Origin of the sequence: Bryobacter aggregatus MPL3 (assembly GCF_000702445.1) — a bacterium.
GTDB lineage: Bacteria > Acidobacteriota > Terriglobia > Bryobacterales > Bryobacteraceae > Bryobacter > Bryobacter aggregatus.
The window spans coordinates 1188936-1206404 of sequence record NZ_JNIF01000004.1 but is presented as its reverse complement, the minus strand read 5'-3'; the positions used below and the strand labels follow the sequence as shown (position 1 = coordinate 1206404).

Genomic DNA, 17469 nt, shown 5'->3' with positions numbered 1-17469 from the left:
GGGAGAGCAAGAATGTTCCAATCTACTATTCCGGTCCTGCCTTCTTTGAACCTCGATGAGACGGTCGGCTTCTACACGCGGATCGGGTTTCAGGTCTGGTCCCGCCATGATGATGACTACGCGATTCTGGGCCGTGAGGGCAGCGAGATGCACTTCTTCCTCATGCAGCATCTCATTCCTTCGGAGAGCTTCTTTGGCTGCTATTGGAAGGTGTCTGACGCCGTTGCTCTCCATGCAGAGTTCACAGGGCTGGGGCTGACCAATCTGCACCCCATTGAGGAGAAGCCTTGGGGAATGCGCGAGTTTGCGTTGATCGATCCGCACGGGAATCTGATCCGCGTCGGGCAGGAGATTGAGTAGATGTTCACCCGCCGGGAGATCCTGCCGGTCCCGTTGGCTCTTGCCGCGCAGGCGCCAGCGGCGCCCAACTTCATTGTCATCACACTTGACGATCTCGGCTGCACCGACTTGGGTTGCTATGGCGCCAGAGACCTGAAGACACCGCACATCGACGCGCTTGCCGCCGGTGGAGTGCGCTACGCCAATTGGTACTCGAATGCGCCTGTCTGTGCTCCGGCGCGCGCCTCAATTCTGACTGGCCGCTATCCGGCGTCTGCTGGCGTGGCGACCAACGGTAAGACTCTTCCCGCGCAGCAGCCGACGATCGCAAGCCATTTGAAGAGCAAAGGTTATCGCAGCGCTCTCGTGGGCAAGTGGCATCTGGGCAGCGTGCCCGATTCCACGCCTCTGCAGCGTGGCTTCGATGAGTATTACGGCTTCCATGCGGGTTGTGTCGACTACTACTCGCACCGCTTCTATTGGGGCGAGCCGAAGACTCCGAACTATCACGATCTCTACCGCAACGGCAAAGAGATCTTCGAGGATGGGCAGTACCTGACGGAACGTCTGACGGAAGAAGCCTGTGCCTTTGTCAAGCGATCTGCCGCCGAGCCCTTCTTCCTGTATCTGGCCTACAACGCGCCGCATTATCCGATGCATGCCCCGCAGAAGTATCTCGATCGTTTCAAGCGGCTGGAGCCGGAACGGCGGACTTATGCAGCTATGATTGCCGCCGTGGACGACGGCATCGGAGAGCTACGCGACACGCTGCAACGCAATGGAGCCGACAAGAACACCTGCATCGTCCTGCTCGGCGACAACGGCGCCACCACCGAGGCACGTGCTGGGCTCAATGGCCAATTGGCGACGGCTGGTTCCAACGGTTCCTTCCGCGGCCACAAGTTCAGCCTCTTTGACGGCGGCATGCACGTGCCCTGCATCTGGAACTATCCGGCCAAGCTTGGGGTCCGCAAGGTGGATTCCGAACTGCATCTGTCGATGGACATCCTGCCCACTCTCCTCGGCTACGCAGGCATCAGCCGTCCGGAGAATATCGATGGCGAAGCGATCGACAAACCGCGTGAGACGCTGTTCTGGAAGCAGGGGCAGCAACTGGCGATTCGCAGCGGCAAATGGAAGCTGGTGGTGAAGGGAATTGGGTCGCAGGATGAATACTTCCTCTCGGATCTTTCCGCCGATCCCGGGGAGACGAAGAATCTGCGGCATGAGCAATCGAGGATTCTCGATGAGCTGTTGACGCAGCTCAATCGCTGGGTACAAACTCAATCACCTGACTAAGTTCCAATGCCGCACACTCGACTCCTCTCACTCGATGCCTTTCGAGGCCTGACGATCGCGCTGATGGTGCTGGTCAACACGCCTGGCGACCACCAGAACGTTTACGCGCCGCTCCGGCATGCAGACTGGCACGGCTGGACGATTACGGACTGTATCTTTCCGTCCTTTGTCTGGATTGTCGGAGTCGCAATCAGCCTGGCGCTGGGCCGGAAGCTGGTGCAGGGAACGGTGCTCTATCGTGACATCTTTCGCCGCACTGCGATTCTGTTCGGCTTAGGCGTATTGTTGTATGCCTTCCCTAGTTTTCCGATCGATAGTTTTCGCATCCTCGGGGTCCTGCAGCGGATTGCCATTTGCTACTGCATCACTTCACTGCTCTTTTTGCATACCGGTGTCCGTGAGCAGATTGCGGCGATCTTCGCTTTGCTGGCGGGCTATTGGGCGATCATGGCCTGGGTTCCAGCTCCCGGCTTTGCCGCGGGCGATCTCAGTGTCGAAGGCAATATCGCTCACTATGTCGATCGGGTTCTGCTTGGCGCGCACAATTACAGTCACACCAAGACCTGGGACCCGGAAGGTGTTCTCTCCACTCTGCCCGCGATAGCTACCTGTCTGCTCGGAGTGGTAGCGGGGCATGTCTTGCGCAGTGCGCAGGCGATTGACCGGCGCGTGCAGCAACTCCTGATCATTGGTATGGTGCTCTGCGCCCTCGCCCTGGTGATGGACCCGGTGTTGCCGATCAACAAGAAGCTGTGGACTTCGAGTTTTACGCTGTGGATGGCAGGCCTCGACTTCATCGTTTTTGGCGTGCTCTTGTGGTTTGTAGATGGCCGGAAGATCATTGCGCCCTTCCGGCCCTTCCTGGTGCTTGGCGCCAACGCGATTGCGATCTACCTGTGTAGTGAATTCCTCGACATCATTCTCAGCACTCTGGGCTGGCGGGAACCGATCTATCAAACTCTCTTTGCGCCCTATTTTGCGCCGATGAATGCGAGCTTGGCCTTTGCACTTTGCTATGTACTGCTGCACTTTGGCATCGCCTATGCGATGTGGCAGCGCAAGTGGTTCCTGCGAGTCTGATTCAGGGGAGAGGCGCGGCTTTCCGGCGCAAGGGCAGTGCTGTCAAGGCGGCGATGCAGGCCACGATTGCCAATAGGGTAAAGACTTCCCGGTAGCCGCCCTGCAAGTCCCCACGGGAGCGTGCCGCATCCAGAATCCTGGCAAAGTATCCAGGAACAAGGAAGCCGCAAAGGCCCCAGGCGCTGAAGACAATTCCGTAGTTGGCGCCGACGTACTTGGCTCCAAAGAAGTCTGCGGTCATGGCAGGCATCAAGGCAAGAAAGCCCCCATAGGCGAAGGCAACCAGGCAGAGGCCGAGCAGCAGGCTGGTGAAGCCCTCGGACTGCCGGAGCACCAGCGCACAGGCGAGCGCGCTCGTCGCACACATGCCCAGGACGGCGGGAAGACGGCCGAGCCGGTCCGAGATGCTGCCCCAAGCCAAACGGCCCGCGCCGTTAAAGATCGCCATAACGCCCAGACCTGTCCCAGCGCTCATCATCGCCCCGCTTTTTGCTGCTTCGCGCAACAGTGGCGTTCCTTCACCGATCGCGGTCAAGCCGACAGAGCTGCCGAGAAAATACAGCAGCCAGAGGAGGTAGAACTGCCACTGCGACAGCATCTGGCCCGCGTTCAGGTCGCTGGCCGCCAGGCGGATGCTCGATCCCGTCCAGCCTGCGGGTTTCCACCCTGGGGGAGGCACCGCATAGAACTGCGCGGCTCCGACGACACCCACGAGAAAAACCACCGCCAGAACGAAGAAGGTAGTGGGGATGGTGTGCGCCATCGCTGGGACGTCTTTCCCGAGCATCCACTCGAGCCAGGGGCCAAAGACCAACGGTCCGAGTCCAAAGCCCATTACGGCGAGCCCTACGATCATGCCGCGCTGATCGGGAAACCACTTCACGCACATCGCGATTGGAGTGACATAGGCAAAGCCGACGCCCACCCCGGCAACCAGCCCGTAGCCCACCACCAGGCCTTCCACGGTGTTGTGTAACAGACCGGCAATCAGGCAGCCGAGCGCCAGCAAAAAGCCACCGGCACTGGCGACCACCCGTGGCCCTCGCTTGTCCTGCCAGAATCCGGCAATGATCATGCCCGCGGCAAAGGCAAGAAGCGAGTAACGATAAGGCATGACGCTTTGCGCACGGCTCCAGCCATGGAACTGCTCGAGCGGAGCGCGAAAGACGCTCCAACTATAGAGAATCCCGAGCAGCACTTGCATCGAGATCGCGGCGACGGCATACTTGGCTCGGCCCAGATTCGGTGATTCAGACACCGGACTAGTTTATGTTAAACGTTGGCTGTTTCTTCGGTGCGCGCGTAAGTCTTCTCGACGTAGTCGTTCAGCATGGTGATGAACTCGGCCACAATATGGTCGCCGCGCAAGGTTTTGAACAGCTTCGAGTCGACATAGACGGGCGCCACCGGTTCCTCAAAGGTACCGGGCAGGGAAATGCCGATGTTCGAGTGCTTGGACTCCCCAGGTCCGTTGACGACACAGCCCATGACGGCGACCTTCATGGTTTCCACTCCGGGATAGAGCGGCTTCCAGACGGCCATCTGGTCGCGCAAGTAGCGCTGGATCTGGTCGGCCATGTCCTGGAAGAAGGTCGAGGTGGTGCGTCCGCAGCCAGGGCAAGCAGTCACCTGCGGGGTGAAGGTCCGGATTTCGAGTGCCTGGAGGATCTGCTGGCAAACGATCACCTCTTCGGTGCGATCGCCATTGGGGAGCGGGGTGAGCGAGGCGCGAATCGTGTCGCCGATGCCTTCCTGCAACAGGACGCTGAGCGCGGCAGTCGTATAGGCAATGCCCTTCGATCCCAGCCCGGCTTCGGTCAGGCCGAGGTGGAGTGGATAGTCACAACGGGCAGCCAATTTGCGATAGACAATGATCAGGTCCTGGACGCCGCTGACCTTGGCGCTGAGAATGATCTTGTCGTGCCCGAGGCCGTGGCGCTCGGCTGCTTCGGCGGAGCGAATCGCACTCTCGACAATCGCATTCATCGTCACTTCACGGGCGTCCAGCGGTTCTGGCGACAGTGCGTTCTCGTCCATCATCTGGGTGAGTAACTGCCCATCGAGCGAACCCCAGTTGACGCCAATGCGCACGGGCTTGTCGTACTCGATGGCACATTCGATCATCGTGCGGAAGTTATCGTCATGCTTACGGCCAATATTGACGTTGCCCGGATTGATTCTGTATTTTGCAAGTGCGCGTGCACAGGCAGGATACTTACGAAGTAATTGATGGCCGTTGTAATGAAAGTCTCCGACGAGCGGCACATCGACGCCGTGCAGCATGAGGGTATCGAAGATCTTCGGTACGGCTGCTGCTGCCTCTTCTGTATTGACCGTGATGCGGACGACTTCCGAGCCGGCCTTGGCGAGTTCCATCACCTGTTTCGCCGTTCCCGTGACATCAGCCGTATCGGTGTTCGTCATGGACTGCACCAGGATTGGGTTCGTTCCTCCCACCTTGAGGCCACCGATTGACACGACTTGGCTCTTCCGCCGGACCATTAGCATTGAATCTTCTCCTGAATCCATAATTTTATCAGCGATCGTTTTGAAAAGCGCTAATATGTGGGTAGTAGAGTCTGGCTGTATCTCGTTCGGTCGCTCGTTTCCCCCGTTTTTGAGTGCCCACGAATCCGTCGCGGTACAGCGAAACCATAACGCACCCTCCTCCTAGTTGAGATCTTTCCTGGTAAATGATTCCGAAGTGGAAACGCTTTGAGAAGGAACCGATCCAATGCTTGTGCAAGGTAAAAGCGTCCTCCTGGCTGGTATCGAGCCGATGCTCGCCGAGGATTTATCCCAACATCTGTCAGCGCGTGGGCTTAAAATCCACGAAGCCGAAAATATCGAACCCAACGAATCGCGAGAGAAATATGATCTCGTCTTCTGTGAGACTCGCCAACCTGGATTATTTGCTCTGCTTCGAGCCACTAGCTCTCCCGTTGTGGTTGTGAGCCGAGTTCCGGAAGTCAACGAGTGGTTGGATGCCATGGATGCGGGTGCAGTCGACTACTGCGCCGCACCCTTCGAACGAGAACAACTTGACTGGATTTTAGAGTCTACAATCGGTCGCGGTAAAGCATCCTCAATGGCCGCCGCTGCCTAGAGGCTAGTCGAGTTTTTTAATTCCAGCGAACTTTTCGATCAGCTTCTTCAGTCCAAAGCCGGGGAAGCTGATCACCAATTTCGCATCGTCCCCATCGCCCTCACGGCTCATCACTGTCCCCTTTCCATAGCGCGCGTGCATGACAACGGATCCGGAACGGATTCCACTGCTCGGCGCTTTTTGCTGTTTTGCAGGAACAAAGGTCTTGGCGCCGGCGGCTGCCGGACGCTGGGCCAATTGTGGCGGGGGAGCCGGTTTGACCAGCGGCGGGGTGGTTGCCGGGCGTTTCGCTGGGGTGGGGGCAGAGGTGCTGACCTCCCAGGGTGGGGCTTCTTCGTCGCTAAACAGCGATGCGGTTTTTGGCTTCGGGGGCGGAGGAGGTGCCGGAGGCACCGGTCTTGGCGGAGGAGCAACCGGGCGCGGCAAGGCGGCCGGCGCCGTAGGCCGGGAGGTGGGACGGACGGTGGAAGCGGAATTTCCCGCACCAAAGAACGAATTGATGTTATCCGCCGCCTGCGAGGGCCGCGAACCATAGCTGTACTTTCGCACCGTATCGCGCGCTTCCCATTGCTCGGAACTCAGGTCGATCTGCGGCACCACGGCCACCCTGGAAAGCCGCTCGGTGTAGGGCTCGGGGACTTCCCGGATGAAGCGGGACGTGAGGGCGGGTTCCGGTGTGCCGCCGCCATACTTGCGGCGCATCCGCGCCCAGGTCATAAAGAGTTGTTGCCGCGCTCGCGTCATGCCGACATAGCAGAGCCGGCGTTCCTCTTCCATCTGGTGATCGTCCACCAAAGCTCTCGAGTGCGGGAACAAGCCCTCTTCCATTCCGGCCAGAAATACAACCGGAAACTCCAGACCCTTCGCATTGTGGATGGTGAGCAGAGAAATCTGTGCTTTCTCGTCCACCTTATCCGAATCGCTGACCAGCGCGGCGTGATCGAGGAAGTCACCAATGGCTTCGCCCCGTTCCGCGGATTCCGCCGCGGCATTGATCAATTCGTTTAAGTTCGCCAGGCGGCCCTCATTCTCGGGAGCGGGGTTCTCCTCGAGAGCCTTGATATAGCCGGTGCGGGCGAGTAGCTCTTTGAGCAGATCCCGGATATTGGTGGTTTCGAGATTCTCGCGCAGGTCGAGAATGATCTGCCGGAAGGCAGTGATCGCGGCCTCGGCGCGGGAACCCAGAGCATGTTGCTCGACCAGTTGGCCGGAGGCTTCCCAGAGGCTGGACTGGTTGGTACGGGCATGGGCATCCACCTGATCGAGGGTTGTTTTTCCAATGCCACGGGCCGGAGTGTTCACCACGCGCAGGAAGGCGATGGAGTCCCCGGGATTGACGATGAGTTTCAGATAGCTGAGCGCGTCCTTGATTTCCGCCCGCTGGTAGAAGCTGAGGCCACCGACGACGTTGTACTTGCGTCCATAGCGGCGCAGGGCCTCTTCGATCTGGCGCGACTGGAAGTTCGTGCGATAGAGAATGGCAACCTGAGCGGCGCGGTCCCGGTCGAGGATCTTGTCGATACGGTCTGCAATCCAGAGCGCTTCGTTTTCGCCATCGAGCGCTTCGTAGAGACCGATCTTGGGACCGGCAGATTGCTCGGTCCACAAGGTCTTTCCCTTGCGCTGGGTGTTGTTGGACACCACGGTGCTGGCCGCTTCAATGATGTTCTTGGTGGACCGGTAATTCTGTTCGAGGCGAATGATTTTTGCGTCGCGATAGTCACGCTCGAAATCGAGAATGTTGCGGATGTCAGCGCCGCGCCAACTGTAGATCGACTGGTCTTCATCGCCCACCGCAACGACGTTGCCGTGGGAGTCCGAGAGCAGCCGCATCATCTCGTATTGGCTTCGATTGGTGTCCTGATACTCGTCCACCATGACGAAGTTGTAACGCCGGTTGTAGGTTTCCCGCAGTTGGGTGTCATGGCGGAGCAGCCGGACGCTTTCGAGCAACAGGTCGTCGAAATCCACGGCGTTAGCCTGGCGCAATTTGGCTTCGTATTGTTCGTAGATCACCGCCATGCGGGCGGCAATCGGCTCTCTTGCGTTCTTGTGCAGGTCTTGCGGGGTCTCGTGGTGGCTCTTCGCCTTGCTGATGCGGCCGAGCGCGGCCCGGTATTGCATGAACTTCTCGTCGACGCCCAGACCTTTGAAGATCTGCTTGATCAGCGACATCTGATCGTCGTCGTCATAGATATTGAACTGGCGGGTGAAGCCGTGGCGGAGGTCGGCTAAACGATCGCCATCGCGCCGCAACATGCGCACACAAAAGGAATGGAAGGTGGAAACAAAGGGCGACTCGTAATTTTCGCCGGTCGAGTCGAGCAAATGCTGGACTCGTTCCTTCATTTCCGCCGCGGCCTTATTGGTGAATGTCACCGCGAGGACGGAGTATCCGGGCACCTTGTGAGCGTGAACGAGGTTCGCCATGCGATGCGTGATCACACGTGTCTTACCGGAACCAGCGCCGGCAAGGATCAGCAAGGCACCCTCGCCATGGGCAGCCGCTTCGCGTTGAGAGGGGTTGAGGCCTTCGAGGAAATCCATTAGAATGAGTGATTTGCGGGATATATTTCTACCCTGCGAACCACTCTTATTTTAGCACGAGTCCACCAACCCGAGATTTGGTGGACATATGTACACCAGCATATATTGGAATACCTACAAATGCGGATACTTAATATCCGCAATCTATGTAGAGAATACCCGCATTTGAGGGATTGAGTACTAAGAAATGTACTAGTACAAATGACATATGCCCTCCGCTAAGACCTCTCCCACACAAAAAAAGTCCAGAGACCTTGATCCGCAGAAAGAACTCAATCGTCTCTATCGCCGCCGTGTCGCTGTGATTGGCCTGATCCGTGCGATTGAAGAGTACATGATGGTGACGGAGTCTACCGACGCCGCTCCGTCCAAAGAACTGCCCGGCAAGAAGACAAAGAAGCCGACTCTCCGTGTGATTTACTCCAGAATGCTAGACGAGATGCTGGCCTAGCTAGTGAAGAACGCCGACTCTGGCAAGTGGCCAGTAGACGAAAACCGCCTTCCCGTAGATGTATTCACGGGGAACCGTTCCCCAGGACCGGGAATCGTTGGATGCACTCCGATGATCTCCCATGACGTAATAGTGCCCTTCGCTCACCCGGACCCGGGGAGCGCTGATTCGATCCTGGAATTCCTCTGGAACGTAATTTTCCTCAAGGGGTTTGCCGTTCCGATAGACAACCCCTTCTTTCACTTCGACAGAATCGCCGGGTACGCCAATCACCCGTTTGATATAGGATTTGCTCGTATCTCCAGGGTAAAGAAAAACCACCATATCGCCGGCATGGATGTCCTCAATACCAAAGCGATAGGTGAACTTGTTGATGAAAATGCGCTCCTGGTCGGAAAGCGCTGGCATCATGGAAGTTCCTTCAACCTTTACTGGTTGGTATAGAAACAGGATGATTGCCACGGCAATCAATACACTGAGGACAAGATCGCGCAGGAAAAAACCAGGGCCTTGAGTTGGAAACGGCGCTACTGGTGCCTGGGAGGCAGTTGAGCTCGGCAGTTCTTCCACGAATAAATCCTATAATGAGCCAGACGTAAGCGCACGAAAGATGTTGCGCCTTTAGTGAAGTAGGTCCCGGCCCGTGATCAGTTGGCACACGGAGGCAACCGGCAATCCACCAGCCTCGAGCACTGCCTTGTGATAGGCAGACAGGTTGAATTTGCTGCCTTGTGCCTCGCGCGCCACTTGCCGCATACGGAGATGATCGCGCCAGCCGGCATAATAGGTCACAAGTTGGACGCTCGAGAGCTTGGCCCGTTGCAGCTTGGCCGTCGCTTCCTCTTGTTCCTGAAATGCCTGTTCCGTCATCAACGTGATTGCTTCCTGGTCGGTCATGCGGCCGGTTTGCAGCTTGATGTCGAGAATCGCATTGGAGATCACGCGGAGCTGTTGCTTGAGAAAAGTCAGCTTCAGATCTGGATCGTGATTGAGATAGCCTTCCTCGATCATCATTTGGGTTGCATAGACGGCCCAGCCTTCGACATAGGCTCCATTCGCGTACACACTGCGGAGAAGCCTGCGGCCCCGGGGCTCGACACGGTTCGCGTACTCAAATTGGACGTAGTGGCCTGGCATGGCTTCGTGAATGGTGAGGAGCTTGAGGCCGTAGAAGTTGTATTCCCGGAGTTTTGAGTCCACCCGATCGGCAGGCCAATCGGCGGGAATGGGCGTGATCCAATATTGCGCCCCAAGCTGTGGGTCCATGGCTGGTGCGGGGTTGAAGCCGCCTACTGAATAGATCCCGCGCATGAAGGCCGGCGTCTCGATGAGCTTGAGATTGGTGCTGGGCAGCAGGGGCAGTAACGACTTTGTTTGTACAAAGGCGGTGGCCTCCTCCAGATCCCGGCGCGCGTCGGCAAAGTAATTCTCACGGGTGGTGTGCCGTTTGGCGATCAGGTCGAGACGCTTGCGGATGGTGGCATTCAGATCGCCTTTGCCGTTCCAGCCGCTGAGGCGGCCCATCTCTTCACGGGTTTTCTGCAGTTCCGCTTCCGCCGCAGCCAGCAGTTGATCCGGCGTTTCCGTGGTGCCTAGAGTGAGTTGGAACTTCTTCTGATACTTCTCCGGGCCGAGCCGCCACTCGTCGTCCTTGCCTTGTAGCTCTTTGGCTAGAAACTGATTGAAGCGCTGGATGGCCTTCACTGCTTCATCGGCGGCGAGGTCGAACTTTTTCGAAAGCTCCTCGGGGCGCTCTTTCCGGATGGTGGCAATCAGTTCGATGTTGCCCTGGTTCTCTTCGATCGCAACATCGCGCCAGATCTTCGGAGCGCTGATCAGGTTGCCCTGGGCTTGCAGCAGGCGGGCGGGGAGGCGTTCGAGACGTTTCAGGATGTCGTAGAAGCGTTTGTTGCGGGGGGCATAGTCTTGCGCAAAGGGAACGAAGAGGGCGTTGCCGATGACTTCTGCGTACAATTGCGGCGCGTGTTGCCAGGCAGGCATGTCTTCGAGATCAAAGCGGGCCAAGTCAATCAGTTGCTTGACGAGCTTGTAGTCGGCCAAGTCCTCGGGCGAGAGTTTTTCAGGGACGACATCCCGTTTGAGGCCGGAGGCGAAGCGCGCGTAATAGGCGCGTTGGCGATCGGAGGCGCTGGGTGAAAACTCGTCTACCAACTCATCGAGTGGAACGCCATTGTGCCGATGGTAACCGGCAGCCGTGGCAGCAGAAGGCGAGAAGGTCAAGGTATTGAAAACGTACTCTTCCGCGATGGTGTCAAAGCGTGGCGGTTTGGAGCTACAAGCGGTCAGGAATACGAACAGGGAAAGGGCTGCGATACGGCGCATCCTTCTAGAATGGCACCCACTTCGAATGCCTGCCTGATAGCCTGATAGCGTGACTGAATATTCAATCGGTGTGGACCTTGGCGGCACGAATCTGCGAGCGGCTGTTGTGGATCAGGATGGCAACCTTCTGGATCAGGTGAACGTTGCGACGAGTCCGGATAAGGGGCGCGATTATGTGATTGGGGAGATCGTCGATTCGATCCAGAAACTGCGCGCCAAGCAGTCGGAGGGGCGTTTTGCTGGTGTGGGAATCGGCGTGCCCGGTTTCATTCTGATTGATAAGGGCATCATCGTTGGATCAAATAACCTGGCTTTTCTTGAAGGTTTTGCCCTGCGTGACGACATCGAACGCCGTCTGGGCGCTCCGGTGATTCTGGAGAATGACGCGAACTCGGCGGCGCTGGGGGAGAGCTGGATTGGCGCCGGCCAGGATGTGGACGATCTGGTGCTGCTCACGCTTGGCACGGGCATCGGTGGCGGGATCATCTACGGCAATCGCGTGATGCATGGGCGGGAAGGAATGGCCGGTGAACTGGGACACATCACCGTGGTGCCGAATGGGAATCCCTGTGGTTGCGGGAATGTTGGTTGTCTGGAAAAGCATGCCTCGGCGACCGCGATCAGTTGCCTGGCCGATCTGATGCGCGTCACCCCGCACCCGAACCCGAGTGCGGAAGAGATTTTCAAGCTGGCGGCGGCCGGAGATTGGAAGGCGCAGCAGATCTTCCGCTCGATGGGGGAGGCTCTGGGCGTTGCCCTGGCCATGCTGATCAATACCTTCAACTTCCCGCTGTTTCTGTTGAGCGGCGGGCCGCTGCCGGCCTGGGATTACTTTGCTCCTGCCATGATCGACGAAGTGAAACGCCGTAGCTTCACCTATCGCAATACGAAGACGAGGATTGAGAAGGCCAAGCTGGGCAATCAGGCTGGGCTTTTTGGGGCTGCCTACCTGCCATTCCAAGCGCAGAACTACCGCGCCTGATAGGATTCTCTAGGTCAAAAATCTATGTACTGGCTTGGTATCGATGTAGGGACCGGCGGCACCCGTGCGTTGCTGCTCAATGAGACGGGCAAGATTGTCGCAGGCTGTACCGCGGCGCATGCCGAGATGCGGATGGAGAAGGCACTCTGGGCCGAGCAGGACCCGGAGGATTGGTGGCGTGCCGCGAAGGCCGCCATTCGGGCCGTCCTCCAGGAAGCAAATGCCGATGGCTCCTCGATCCAGGGCATTGGATTTTCAGGCCAGATGCATGGTCTGGTGATGCTCGATGGAAACGGCCAGGTGATCCGGCCCAGCCTGATCTGGTGTGACCAACGGAGCCAGACGCAAGTGGATGCGATCCATGCCCGGGTGGGACGTGAGCGGGTGGTTCAGTTTACGGCGAATCCGTCGGTGACGGGTTTTACGCTCCCGAAGCTGCTCTGGGTGCGCGATCATGAACCCGCATCTTTCGAGCGTCTGCGCACTGTCTTGTTGCCCAAGGACTATGTGCGCTTCCGGCTCAGCGGTGAAGTTGGGCAGGATGTATCCGACGCTTCCGGCACCGGTCTTTTCGATGTGGTGCAGCGCCGTTGGTCGCGTCCGATGATCGAAGAATTAGGGTTAGATTCCAGTTGGTTCCCGCCCATTTATGAAAGCGCGCAGGTCTGTGGACGCGTAACGACAGAGGCGGCGGAAGCCACCGGGTTGCTGGCTGGAACGCCGATGGTGACGGGTGCGGGCGATCAGGCCGCGAGCGCGGTCGGCAATGGCATTGTCGAATCGGGAATCGCGAGTTGCACCTTGGGAACCTCGGGCGTGGTGTTTGCACACATGGATCAACCAGCCTATGATCCAGGCGGCCGTGTTCATACCTTCTGCCATGCGGTGCCCGGCAAATGGCATGTCATGGGTGTGACGCAGGGGGCCGGGCTGAGCCTGCAATGGTTCCGGAATACGCTGGCGCCGGGCACAAGCTATGATGCGCTGATGGCGGAGGCGGCCGAGGCGGAACTCGGGAGTGGCGGACTCTTCTGGCTGCCCTATCTGATGGGCGAACGTACGCCGCATCTGGATGCCCTGGCGCGCGGAGGATGGGTGGGACTGACAGCCCGCCACCAACGCAGGGATCTGGTGCGCAGCATTGTCGAAGGGGTCACCTTCTCACAACGCGATTGCCTGGATGTGATTTTGGAGCTTGGTGTCGAGGTGAACCGCGTACGTGCTTCCGGCGGAGGCGCGCAAAGCAGCTTTTGGCGTCAAGTGATGGCTGATGTGTTTGCACGGCGGGTGACGACACTCGATTCGCAGGAAGGTTCGGCTTATGGCGCCGGACTGCTCGCCATGGTGGGTACGGGCGGGTTCAGTAGTGTGCATGAAGCTTGTGCGGCATGTACGAATGAAGTGACCCAAACCGATCCCCGTCCGCGCGAAGGCGTGGCCTACGCGAGAGCACATGAAATCTATCGCACCCTTTATCCGACACTGAAGAGTACTTTCCGCCTGTTGTAATTGGCAATGGCCCTTTTCTGCGATGTCTGTCTGCCCGTCCCACTCGATCAGCCTTTTACCTATGCGCTGAGCGGTGAGGCGCGCGACGTGGCGCAGCCGGGCTGCCGGGTGCTGGTGCCGTTTCAGCAGCGCAAGTTGAGCGGCACCATCCTGCGCATCCATGATGAGAAGCCGGACTACAAAGTACGGCCGATCGAACGCCTGCTCGATCAGGAACCGGTTTTCGATAGCAAGTTGATTTCTCTCGGCTTGTGGGTGGCCCGCTACTACTATGCTCCGGTGGGTGAGGTGTTCCGGATCATGGCGCCGCTTGGCGGGGAAATTCGCCGGAGCAAAGCCTATGGTCTGACGGACACGGGGCGGGACATGGCGAAGCAGAGTCTGCTGGGTATTGTGGATCAGGAGGACGCTTCACTCGTTGTGTTGCAGGCGCTCGAGAGCCGTCCGATGAGTCTGGAGGCGCTCAAGCGCAAGTCGCCTGAGGCTCCGGCGCTGATCCGGGAGTTTCTCCGGAAGGGCTATGTGCGCATGGAGGAAGAGGCGCAGGAAAAAGATCCTTTGCGGGCACATGCGTCGAAGCTGAATGTCGAGATGCTGGCGGGTGCGCCGGAAGGGAAGTTGCCGAAGTGGGAGCGGGAGCTATTGGCTTATCTGCATCTGCATCCAGGCGTGCATCCGCTCGACGAACTCGAGGATATTGTGAAGAACGCGAGCCAGAGTGCACGCAGTCTGGCCCGGCGGCAGCTGGTGAAGCTGACGCCGCGAGTGGGAGCAATTCGCCGTGCCGCCGAACGTCCGCGGCATGCTCTCAATGCGAGCCAGCAGGCCGCCTATCAGGCGATTGAGGCAGGGATCCAGCGGAAGGACTATCAGGCTTTTCTGTTGCAAGGGGTGACGGGCAGCGGCAAGACAGAGGTCTATCTGAGTGCGATCGAGGCGGCGCTGGCGATGGGACGCAGTGCGCTGTTGATGGTGCCAGAGATTGCGTTGACACCGCAGGTGGCGGGCCAGTTCGCCTTGCGTTTTGGCGAGCAGGTGGCGATCCTGCATAGTGCGTTTGGCGATAGTGAGCGTGCGGAGTATTGGCGCAGGATCCGGCGTGGTGAGGCGCGAGTGGTGGTGGGGACGCGCAGCTCGATCTTTGCGCCGATGCCCGATCTGGGGTTGATCATTGTCGATGAAGAGCACGACGGCAGCTACAAGCAGGAAGAGAATCCGCGTTATCACGGGCGCGATGTGGCCGTGGTTCGGGCGCAGCAGATTGGGGCGACCGTTGTGTTGGGTAGCGCGACGCCGTCGCTCGAGACCCGGCAGAATTCAGAACGCGGCAAATATGTGCGTCTGCTGCTGCCGGAGCGCATTGAGCAGCGTCCGATGCCCGCGGTGGAAGTGATCGATCTGCGGCAGGAGTTTCTCGAGACCAAGAAGAATGCATTGTTCTCGCGGCGCATGGTGGAAGCGGTGCGGGAAAAGCTGGCTTTCGGGGAGCAGGCCATGCTGCTGATGAACCGGCGCGGGTATTCGAACTTTGTCGCCTGCCGCAGTTGCGGATACAAGGTGGAATGCATCAACTGTTCGGTGACGCTCACTTTCCATCGGCGCGATCGCCGCTTGCTCTGCCACTACTGTGGTTATGCCGAGAAGGTTCCTGTGTGTTGCGCAAAGTGCGATAGCGAGCATATCCAGTTCATCGGCAGCGGGAGCGAGAGGATCGAAGAGGAATTGCGCGAGGCTTTTCCTAAGGCACGCATCGCGCGCATGGATCGCGACACCATCAATTCCAAAGCCGACTACGAACACATCCTGCATGGATTTCGGGAAGGGAATTTCGATATTCTGGTCGGCACGCAAATGATCGCCAAGGGTCATGACATCCCGAACGTGACATTGGTCGGGATTGTCAATGCCGATATCGGTCTGGGTATGCCGGACTTTCGCGCCGCCGAACGAAGCTTTCAATTGTTGACACAGGCAGCGGGGCGCGCGGGGCGCGGTGGCCTGCCCGGCACTGTAATCCTGCAGACAATCAACACGGAGCACTATGCGATTCGCTTCAGCGCAATCCAGGACTATGAGTTGTTCTACGAGAAGGAACTGCAGTTTCGCAAGGTGATGCGCTATCCGCCTTTTGCTTCGCTGGCGAATGTGGTGATTCGCAGTGAGCGGCAGGAGGAAGCGCTGCGGATGAGCGGAGAGATCGGCGAAGTGCTCAAGGATTTCAAGGAAGGGATTCGGATTCTCGGACCAGCAGAGGCTCCGGTGCCGCGCGTGAATAAGGAGTTTCGCTACCAGATGCTGTTGAAGGCGGCGCAACGCAAGCGGCTGGGGGAAGCGCTGGATCGTGTGCGGGCTTGTGCGGTAGAGCGCAACTGGCCGGCCACCGCATTGGTGATTGATGTGGACCCGCAAAGTCTTCTCTGATGGAACGCGAGCGCGCACTGCTGGTGGCGAATCTGTTCGACATGATGCGGACCTTTGCGGGAACGCGTCCAGGGGCGGCGATCTGGGAAGAAGACGAACTGCTTTGTGTTTACTCCGGCTTGCCGGGCGCTGTATTCAATTCTGTTCTGCTGAAGACTCCTGTCCGCACAGAAGAAGAGCTCAAAATTAAGCTCGCTTATGCCGATGCATTATTCCGCCGGCAGGATGCGCGGTGGAGTCTGTGGCTGGTAGAGCATTTTGTGCCGGACCAGTTGCTGGGGCGAGTGGGAAGGCTGGTGGAGCGCTATGGTTTGACGACGGTGCTGCGCGGGGCTGGGATGGTGGTGGAGGAACTGACGGCGCCCAGCCGCGTCCTGCCACAACTTGAGATCCGGCCGGTGCAGGCTCCGGCTGCGAGATTTGACTTCTGCCATGTCATGTCGGTGGCTTTCCGGACACCACTGGCGACCTTTCTCGATGTCTATCAATCAGACAACTATTGGAAGGGTCCTTTGCAGGGCTATGTTGCTTACTCCGGGACTCGCGCGGTCGGCACGGCCTGCGTGCTGGCAACACAGGGTGTGGTAGGGATTTATGGTGTGAGTGTGCTGCCGGATGTACAGCGTAAAGGAATCGGACAACGCTTAGTTCGCTATGTTTTAGACCTGACCAAACAGGAGACGGGCCTGTCGATGAGTGTGTTGGAATCAAGTGAGGCGGCAATGGCTCTGTACCAGCATCTGGGTTACCGCCGGATTACTGGTGTGAGCGTTTACAACGAGAGCCGTTGAGGGCGCTACAATATGGCGGTGGGTTCGTTGCGGACGAACACACGGATCACAGGAACTCGATGCAGAAGAGCAATACCAAAGCGGGGCCGGCAAAGTTTGCCACTCGTCCTGCGCCTAGCGTGCAAGAGCCATCGGCTCAACAGAAATCATTTGATGCGGCGATGCAGTCGTTTCATATGCGCGACTTTGCCAAGGCGAAGCAGCAGTTTGAGGCTGCCTTGGAAGGCCCGGTGAAAGAAATCGGTTATGCTGCCAAGCAACACCTGCTGATGTGCCAACAGCGTCTGGCGAGAAACACGATGAAGCTGGACACTGCAGAGGATCTGTATAACTACGGAATTAGCCAGATGAACAAGCGTGATCTGGAAGGTGCGCAGGCGAGCTTTGAGAAAGCACTCAAGCACGACGATGCCGACTATGTTCACTATGCCCTGGCTTTGGTGATGGGACTGCGGCACGATATTGCGGGAGCGGCAGCGCACTTGAAACGGGCCATCGAGATTGCTCCGAAGAATCGCGTGGCAGCCCATAACGATCCAGACTTCGCCGAACTGATGCAGCATTCTCCGATTCGCGAATTGCTGCTGAACTCGCAATAGAC

General features: G+C 58.3%; 15 protein-coding genes. 10 read left to right on the top strand and 5 right to left on the bottom strand.

The window, feature by feature from the left end; genetic code table 11:
- Positions 1-12: 12 nt before the first annotated feature.
- The 3 genes from M017_RS0125005 to M017_RS0124995 are packed head-to-tail and all read left to right on the top strand — an operon-like array spanning position 13 to position 2718.
- Positions 13-360: a bleomycin resistance protein gene (locus M017_RS0125005; protein WP_031500987.1), complete on the top strand. Its 348-nt coding sequence runs from the start codon at positions 13-15 to the stop codon at positions 358-360.
- The gene (locus M017_RS0125000; RefSeq protein ID WP_035958832.1) at positions 361-1638 is read left to right on the top strand and encodes a sulfatase-like hydrolase/transferase; all 1278 of its coding nucleotides are present in this window, start codon (positions 361-363) and stop codon (positions 1636-1638) included.
- A gap of 6 nt (positions 1639-1644) precedes the next feature.
- Positions 1645-2718 (top strand): acyltransferase family protein, encoded by a 1074-nt coding sequence (locus M017_RS0124995; protein WP_031500985.1) that lies wholly within the window; start codon positions 1645-1647, stop codon positions 2716-2718.
- Position 2719: 1 nt separating this feature from the next.
- Here the strand turns inward: M017_RS0124995 and M017_RS0124990 are convergent, their stop codons facing one another.
- Positions 2720-3976 (bottom strand): L-lactate MFS transporter, encoded by a 1257-nt coding sequence (locus M017_RS0124990; RefSeq protein WP_031500984.1) that lies wholly within the window; start codon positions 3974-3976, stop codon positions 2720-2722.
- A 14-nt stretch (positions 3977-3990) separates the two neighbouring features.
- Positions 3991-5220 carry a flavodoxin-dependent (E)-4-hydroxy-3-methylbut-2-enyl-diphosphate synthase gene (gene ispG / locus M017_RS0124985; RefSeq protein ID WP_155121619.1) on the bottom strand — a complete coding sequence of 410 codons (1230 nt, stop codon included), beginning with the start codon at positions 5218-5220 and terminating at the stop codon, positions 3991-3993.
- 232 nt (positions 5221-5452) lie between these two features.
- Here ispG and M017_RS0124980 point away from each other — a divergent pair, with 232 nt between their 5' ends.
- Positions 5453-5824 carry a DNA-binding transcriptional response regulator gene (locus M017_RS0124980; RefSeq protein WP_031500981.1) on the top strand — a complete coding sequence of 124 codons (372 nt, stop codon included), beginning with the start codon at positions 5453-5455 and terminating at the stop codon, positions 5822-5824.
- A 3-nt stretch (positions 5825-5827) separates the two neighbouring features.
- On the opposite strand, the gene M017_RS27155 is transcribed toward M017_RS0124980, so the two are convergent.
- Positions 5828-8371 (bottom strand): ATP-dependent helicase, encoded by a 2544-nt coding sequence (locus tag M017_RS27155; RefSeq protein ID WP_035958830.1) that lies wholly within the window; start codon positions 8369-8371, stop codon positions 5828-5830.
- A gap of 208 nt (positions 8372-8579) precedes the next feature.
- On the opposite strand from M017_RS27155, the gene M017_RS0124970 reads away from it, so the two are divergent.
- Complete coding sequence (locus M017_RS0124970; RefSeq protein WP_031500979.1) at positions 8580-8822, top strand: hypothetical protein; 243 nt, start codon at positions 8580-8582, stop codon at positions 8820-8822.
- Here M017_RS0124970 and lepB read toward each other — a convergent pair whose 3' ends face one another.
- The gene (gene lepB, locus M017_RS0124965) at positions 8823-9392 is read right to left on the bottom strand and encodes a signal peptidase I (RefSeq protein ID WP_031500978.1); all 570 of its coding nucleotides are present in this window, start codon (positions 9390-9392) and stop codon (positions 8823-8825) included.
- Between the two features lie 51 nt (positions 9393-9443).
- On the bottom strand, positions 9444-11165 hold the full coding sequence (locus tag M017_RS0124960) for a DUF885 domain-containing protein (RefSeq protein WP_031500977.1): 1722 nt from the start codon (positions 11163-11165) through the stop codon (positions 9444-9446).
- 49 nt (positions 11166-11214) lie between these two features.
- On the opposite strand from M017_RS0124960, the gene M017_RS0124955 reads away from it, so the two are divergent.
- Genes M017_RS0124955 through M017_RS0124935 form a run of 5 tightly spaced genes read left to right on the top strand, consistent with a single transcriptional unit; the run spans position 11215 to position 17467 of the window.
- Positions 11215-12147, top strand: a complete 933-nt coding sequence (locus M017_RS0124955; RefSeq protein WP_031500975.1) for an ROK family protein — start codon at positions 11215-11217, stop codon at positions 12145-12147.
- Positions 12148-12171: 24 nt separating this feature from the next.
- Positions 12172-13656, top strand: coding sequence for a xylulokinase (gene xylB / locus M017_RS0124950; RefSeq protein WP_031500974.1), 1485 nt, complete (start codon positions 12172-12174; stop codon positions 13654-13656).
- Positions 13657-13662: 6 nt separating this feature from the next.
- Positions 13663-16077, top strand: a complete 2415-nt coding sequence (gene priA, locus M017_RS0124945) for a primosomal protein N' (RefSeq protein ID WP_031500973.1) — start codon at positions 13663-13665, stop codon at positions 16075-16077.
- Positions 16077-16868, top strand: a complete 792-nt coding sequence (locus M017_RS0124940; protein ID WP_031500971.1) for a GNAT family N-acetyltransferase — start codon at positions 16077-16079, stop codon at positions 16866-16868. The genes priA and M017_RS0124940 overlap by 1 nt, the downstream gene beginning before the upstream one ends.
- A 59-nt stretch (positions 16869-16927) precedes the next feature.
- On the top strand, positions 16928-17467 hold the full coding sequence (locus M017_RS0124935; RefSeq protein ID WP_031500970.1) for a hypothetical protein: 540 nt from the start codon (positions 16928-16930) through the stop codon (positions 17465-17467).
- Positions 17468-17469: the final 2 nt, after the last annotated feature.

What these genes read in the sequence shown, in the direction of transcription:
- M017_RS0125005 (WP_031500987.1), top strand. Translation starts at nt 13, where the DNA reads ATGTTCCAATCTACTATTCCGGTCCTGCCTTCTTTGAACCTCGATGAG.
- M017_RS0125000 (WP_035958832.1), top strand. Translation starts at nt 361, where the DNA reads ATGTTCACCCGCCGGGAGATCCTGCCGGTCCCGTTGGCTCTTGCCGCG.
- M017_RS0124995 (WP_031500985.1), top strand. Translation starts at nt 1,645, where the DNA reads ATGCCGCACACTCGACTCCTCTCACTCGATGCCTTTCGAGGCCTGACG.
- ispG (WP_155121619.1), bottom strand. Translation starts at nt 5,220, where the DNA reads ATGGTCCGGCGGAAGAGCCAAGTCGTGTCAATCGGTGGCCTCAAGGTG.
- M017_RS0124980 (WP_031500981.1), top strand. Translation starts at nt 5,453, where the DNA reads ATGCTTGTGCAAGGTAAAAGCGTCCTCCTGGCTGGTATCGAGCCGATG.
- M017_RS27155 (WP_035958830.1), bottom strand. Translation starts at nt 8,371, where the DNA reads ATGGATTTCCTCGAAGGCCTCAACCCCTCTCAACGCGAAGCGGCTGCC.
- M017_RS0124970 (WP_031500979.1), top strand. Translation starts at nt 8,580, where the DNA reads ATGCCCTCCGCTAAGACCTCTCCCACACAAAAAAAGTCCAGAGACCTT.
- M017_RS0124960 (WP_031500977.1), bottom strand. Translation starts at nt 11,165, where the DNA reads ATGCGCCGTATCGCAGCCCTTTCCCTGTTCGTATTCCTGACCGCTTGT.
- xylB (WP_031500974.1), top strand. Translation starts at nt 12,172, where the DNA reads ATGTACTGGCTTGGTATCGATGTAGGGACCGGCGGCACCCGTGCGTTG.
- priA (WP_031500973.1), top strand. Translation starts at nt 13,663, where the DNA reads ATGGCCCTTTTCTGCGATGTCTGTCTGCCCGTCCCACTCGATCAGCCT.
- M017_RS0124940 (WP_031500971.1), top strand. Translation starts at nt 16,077, where the DNA reads ATGGAACGCGAGCGCGCACTGCTGGTGGCGAATCTGTTCGACATGATG.
- M017_RS0124935 (WP_031500970.1), top strand. Translation starts at nt 16,928, where the DNA reads ATGCAGAAGAGCAATACCAAAGCGGGGCCGGCAAAGTTTGCCACTCGT.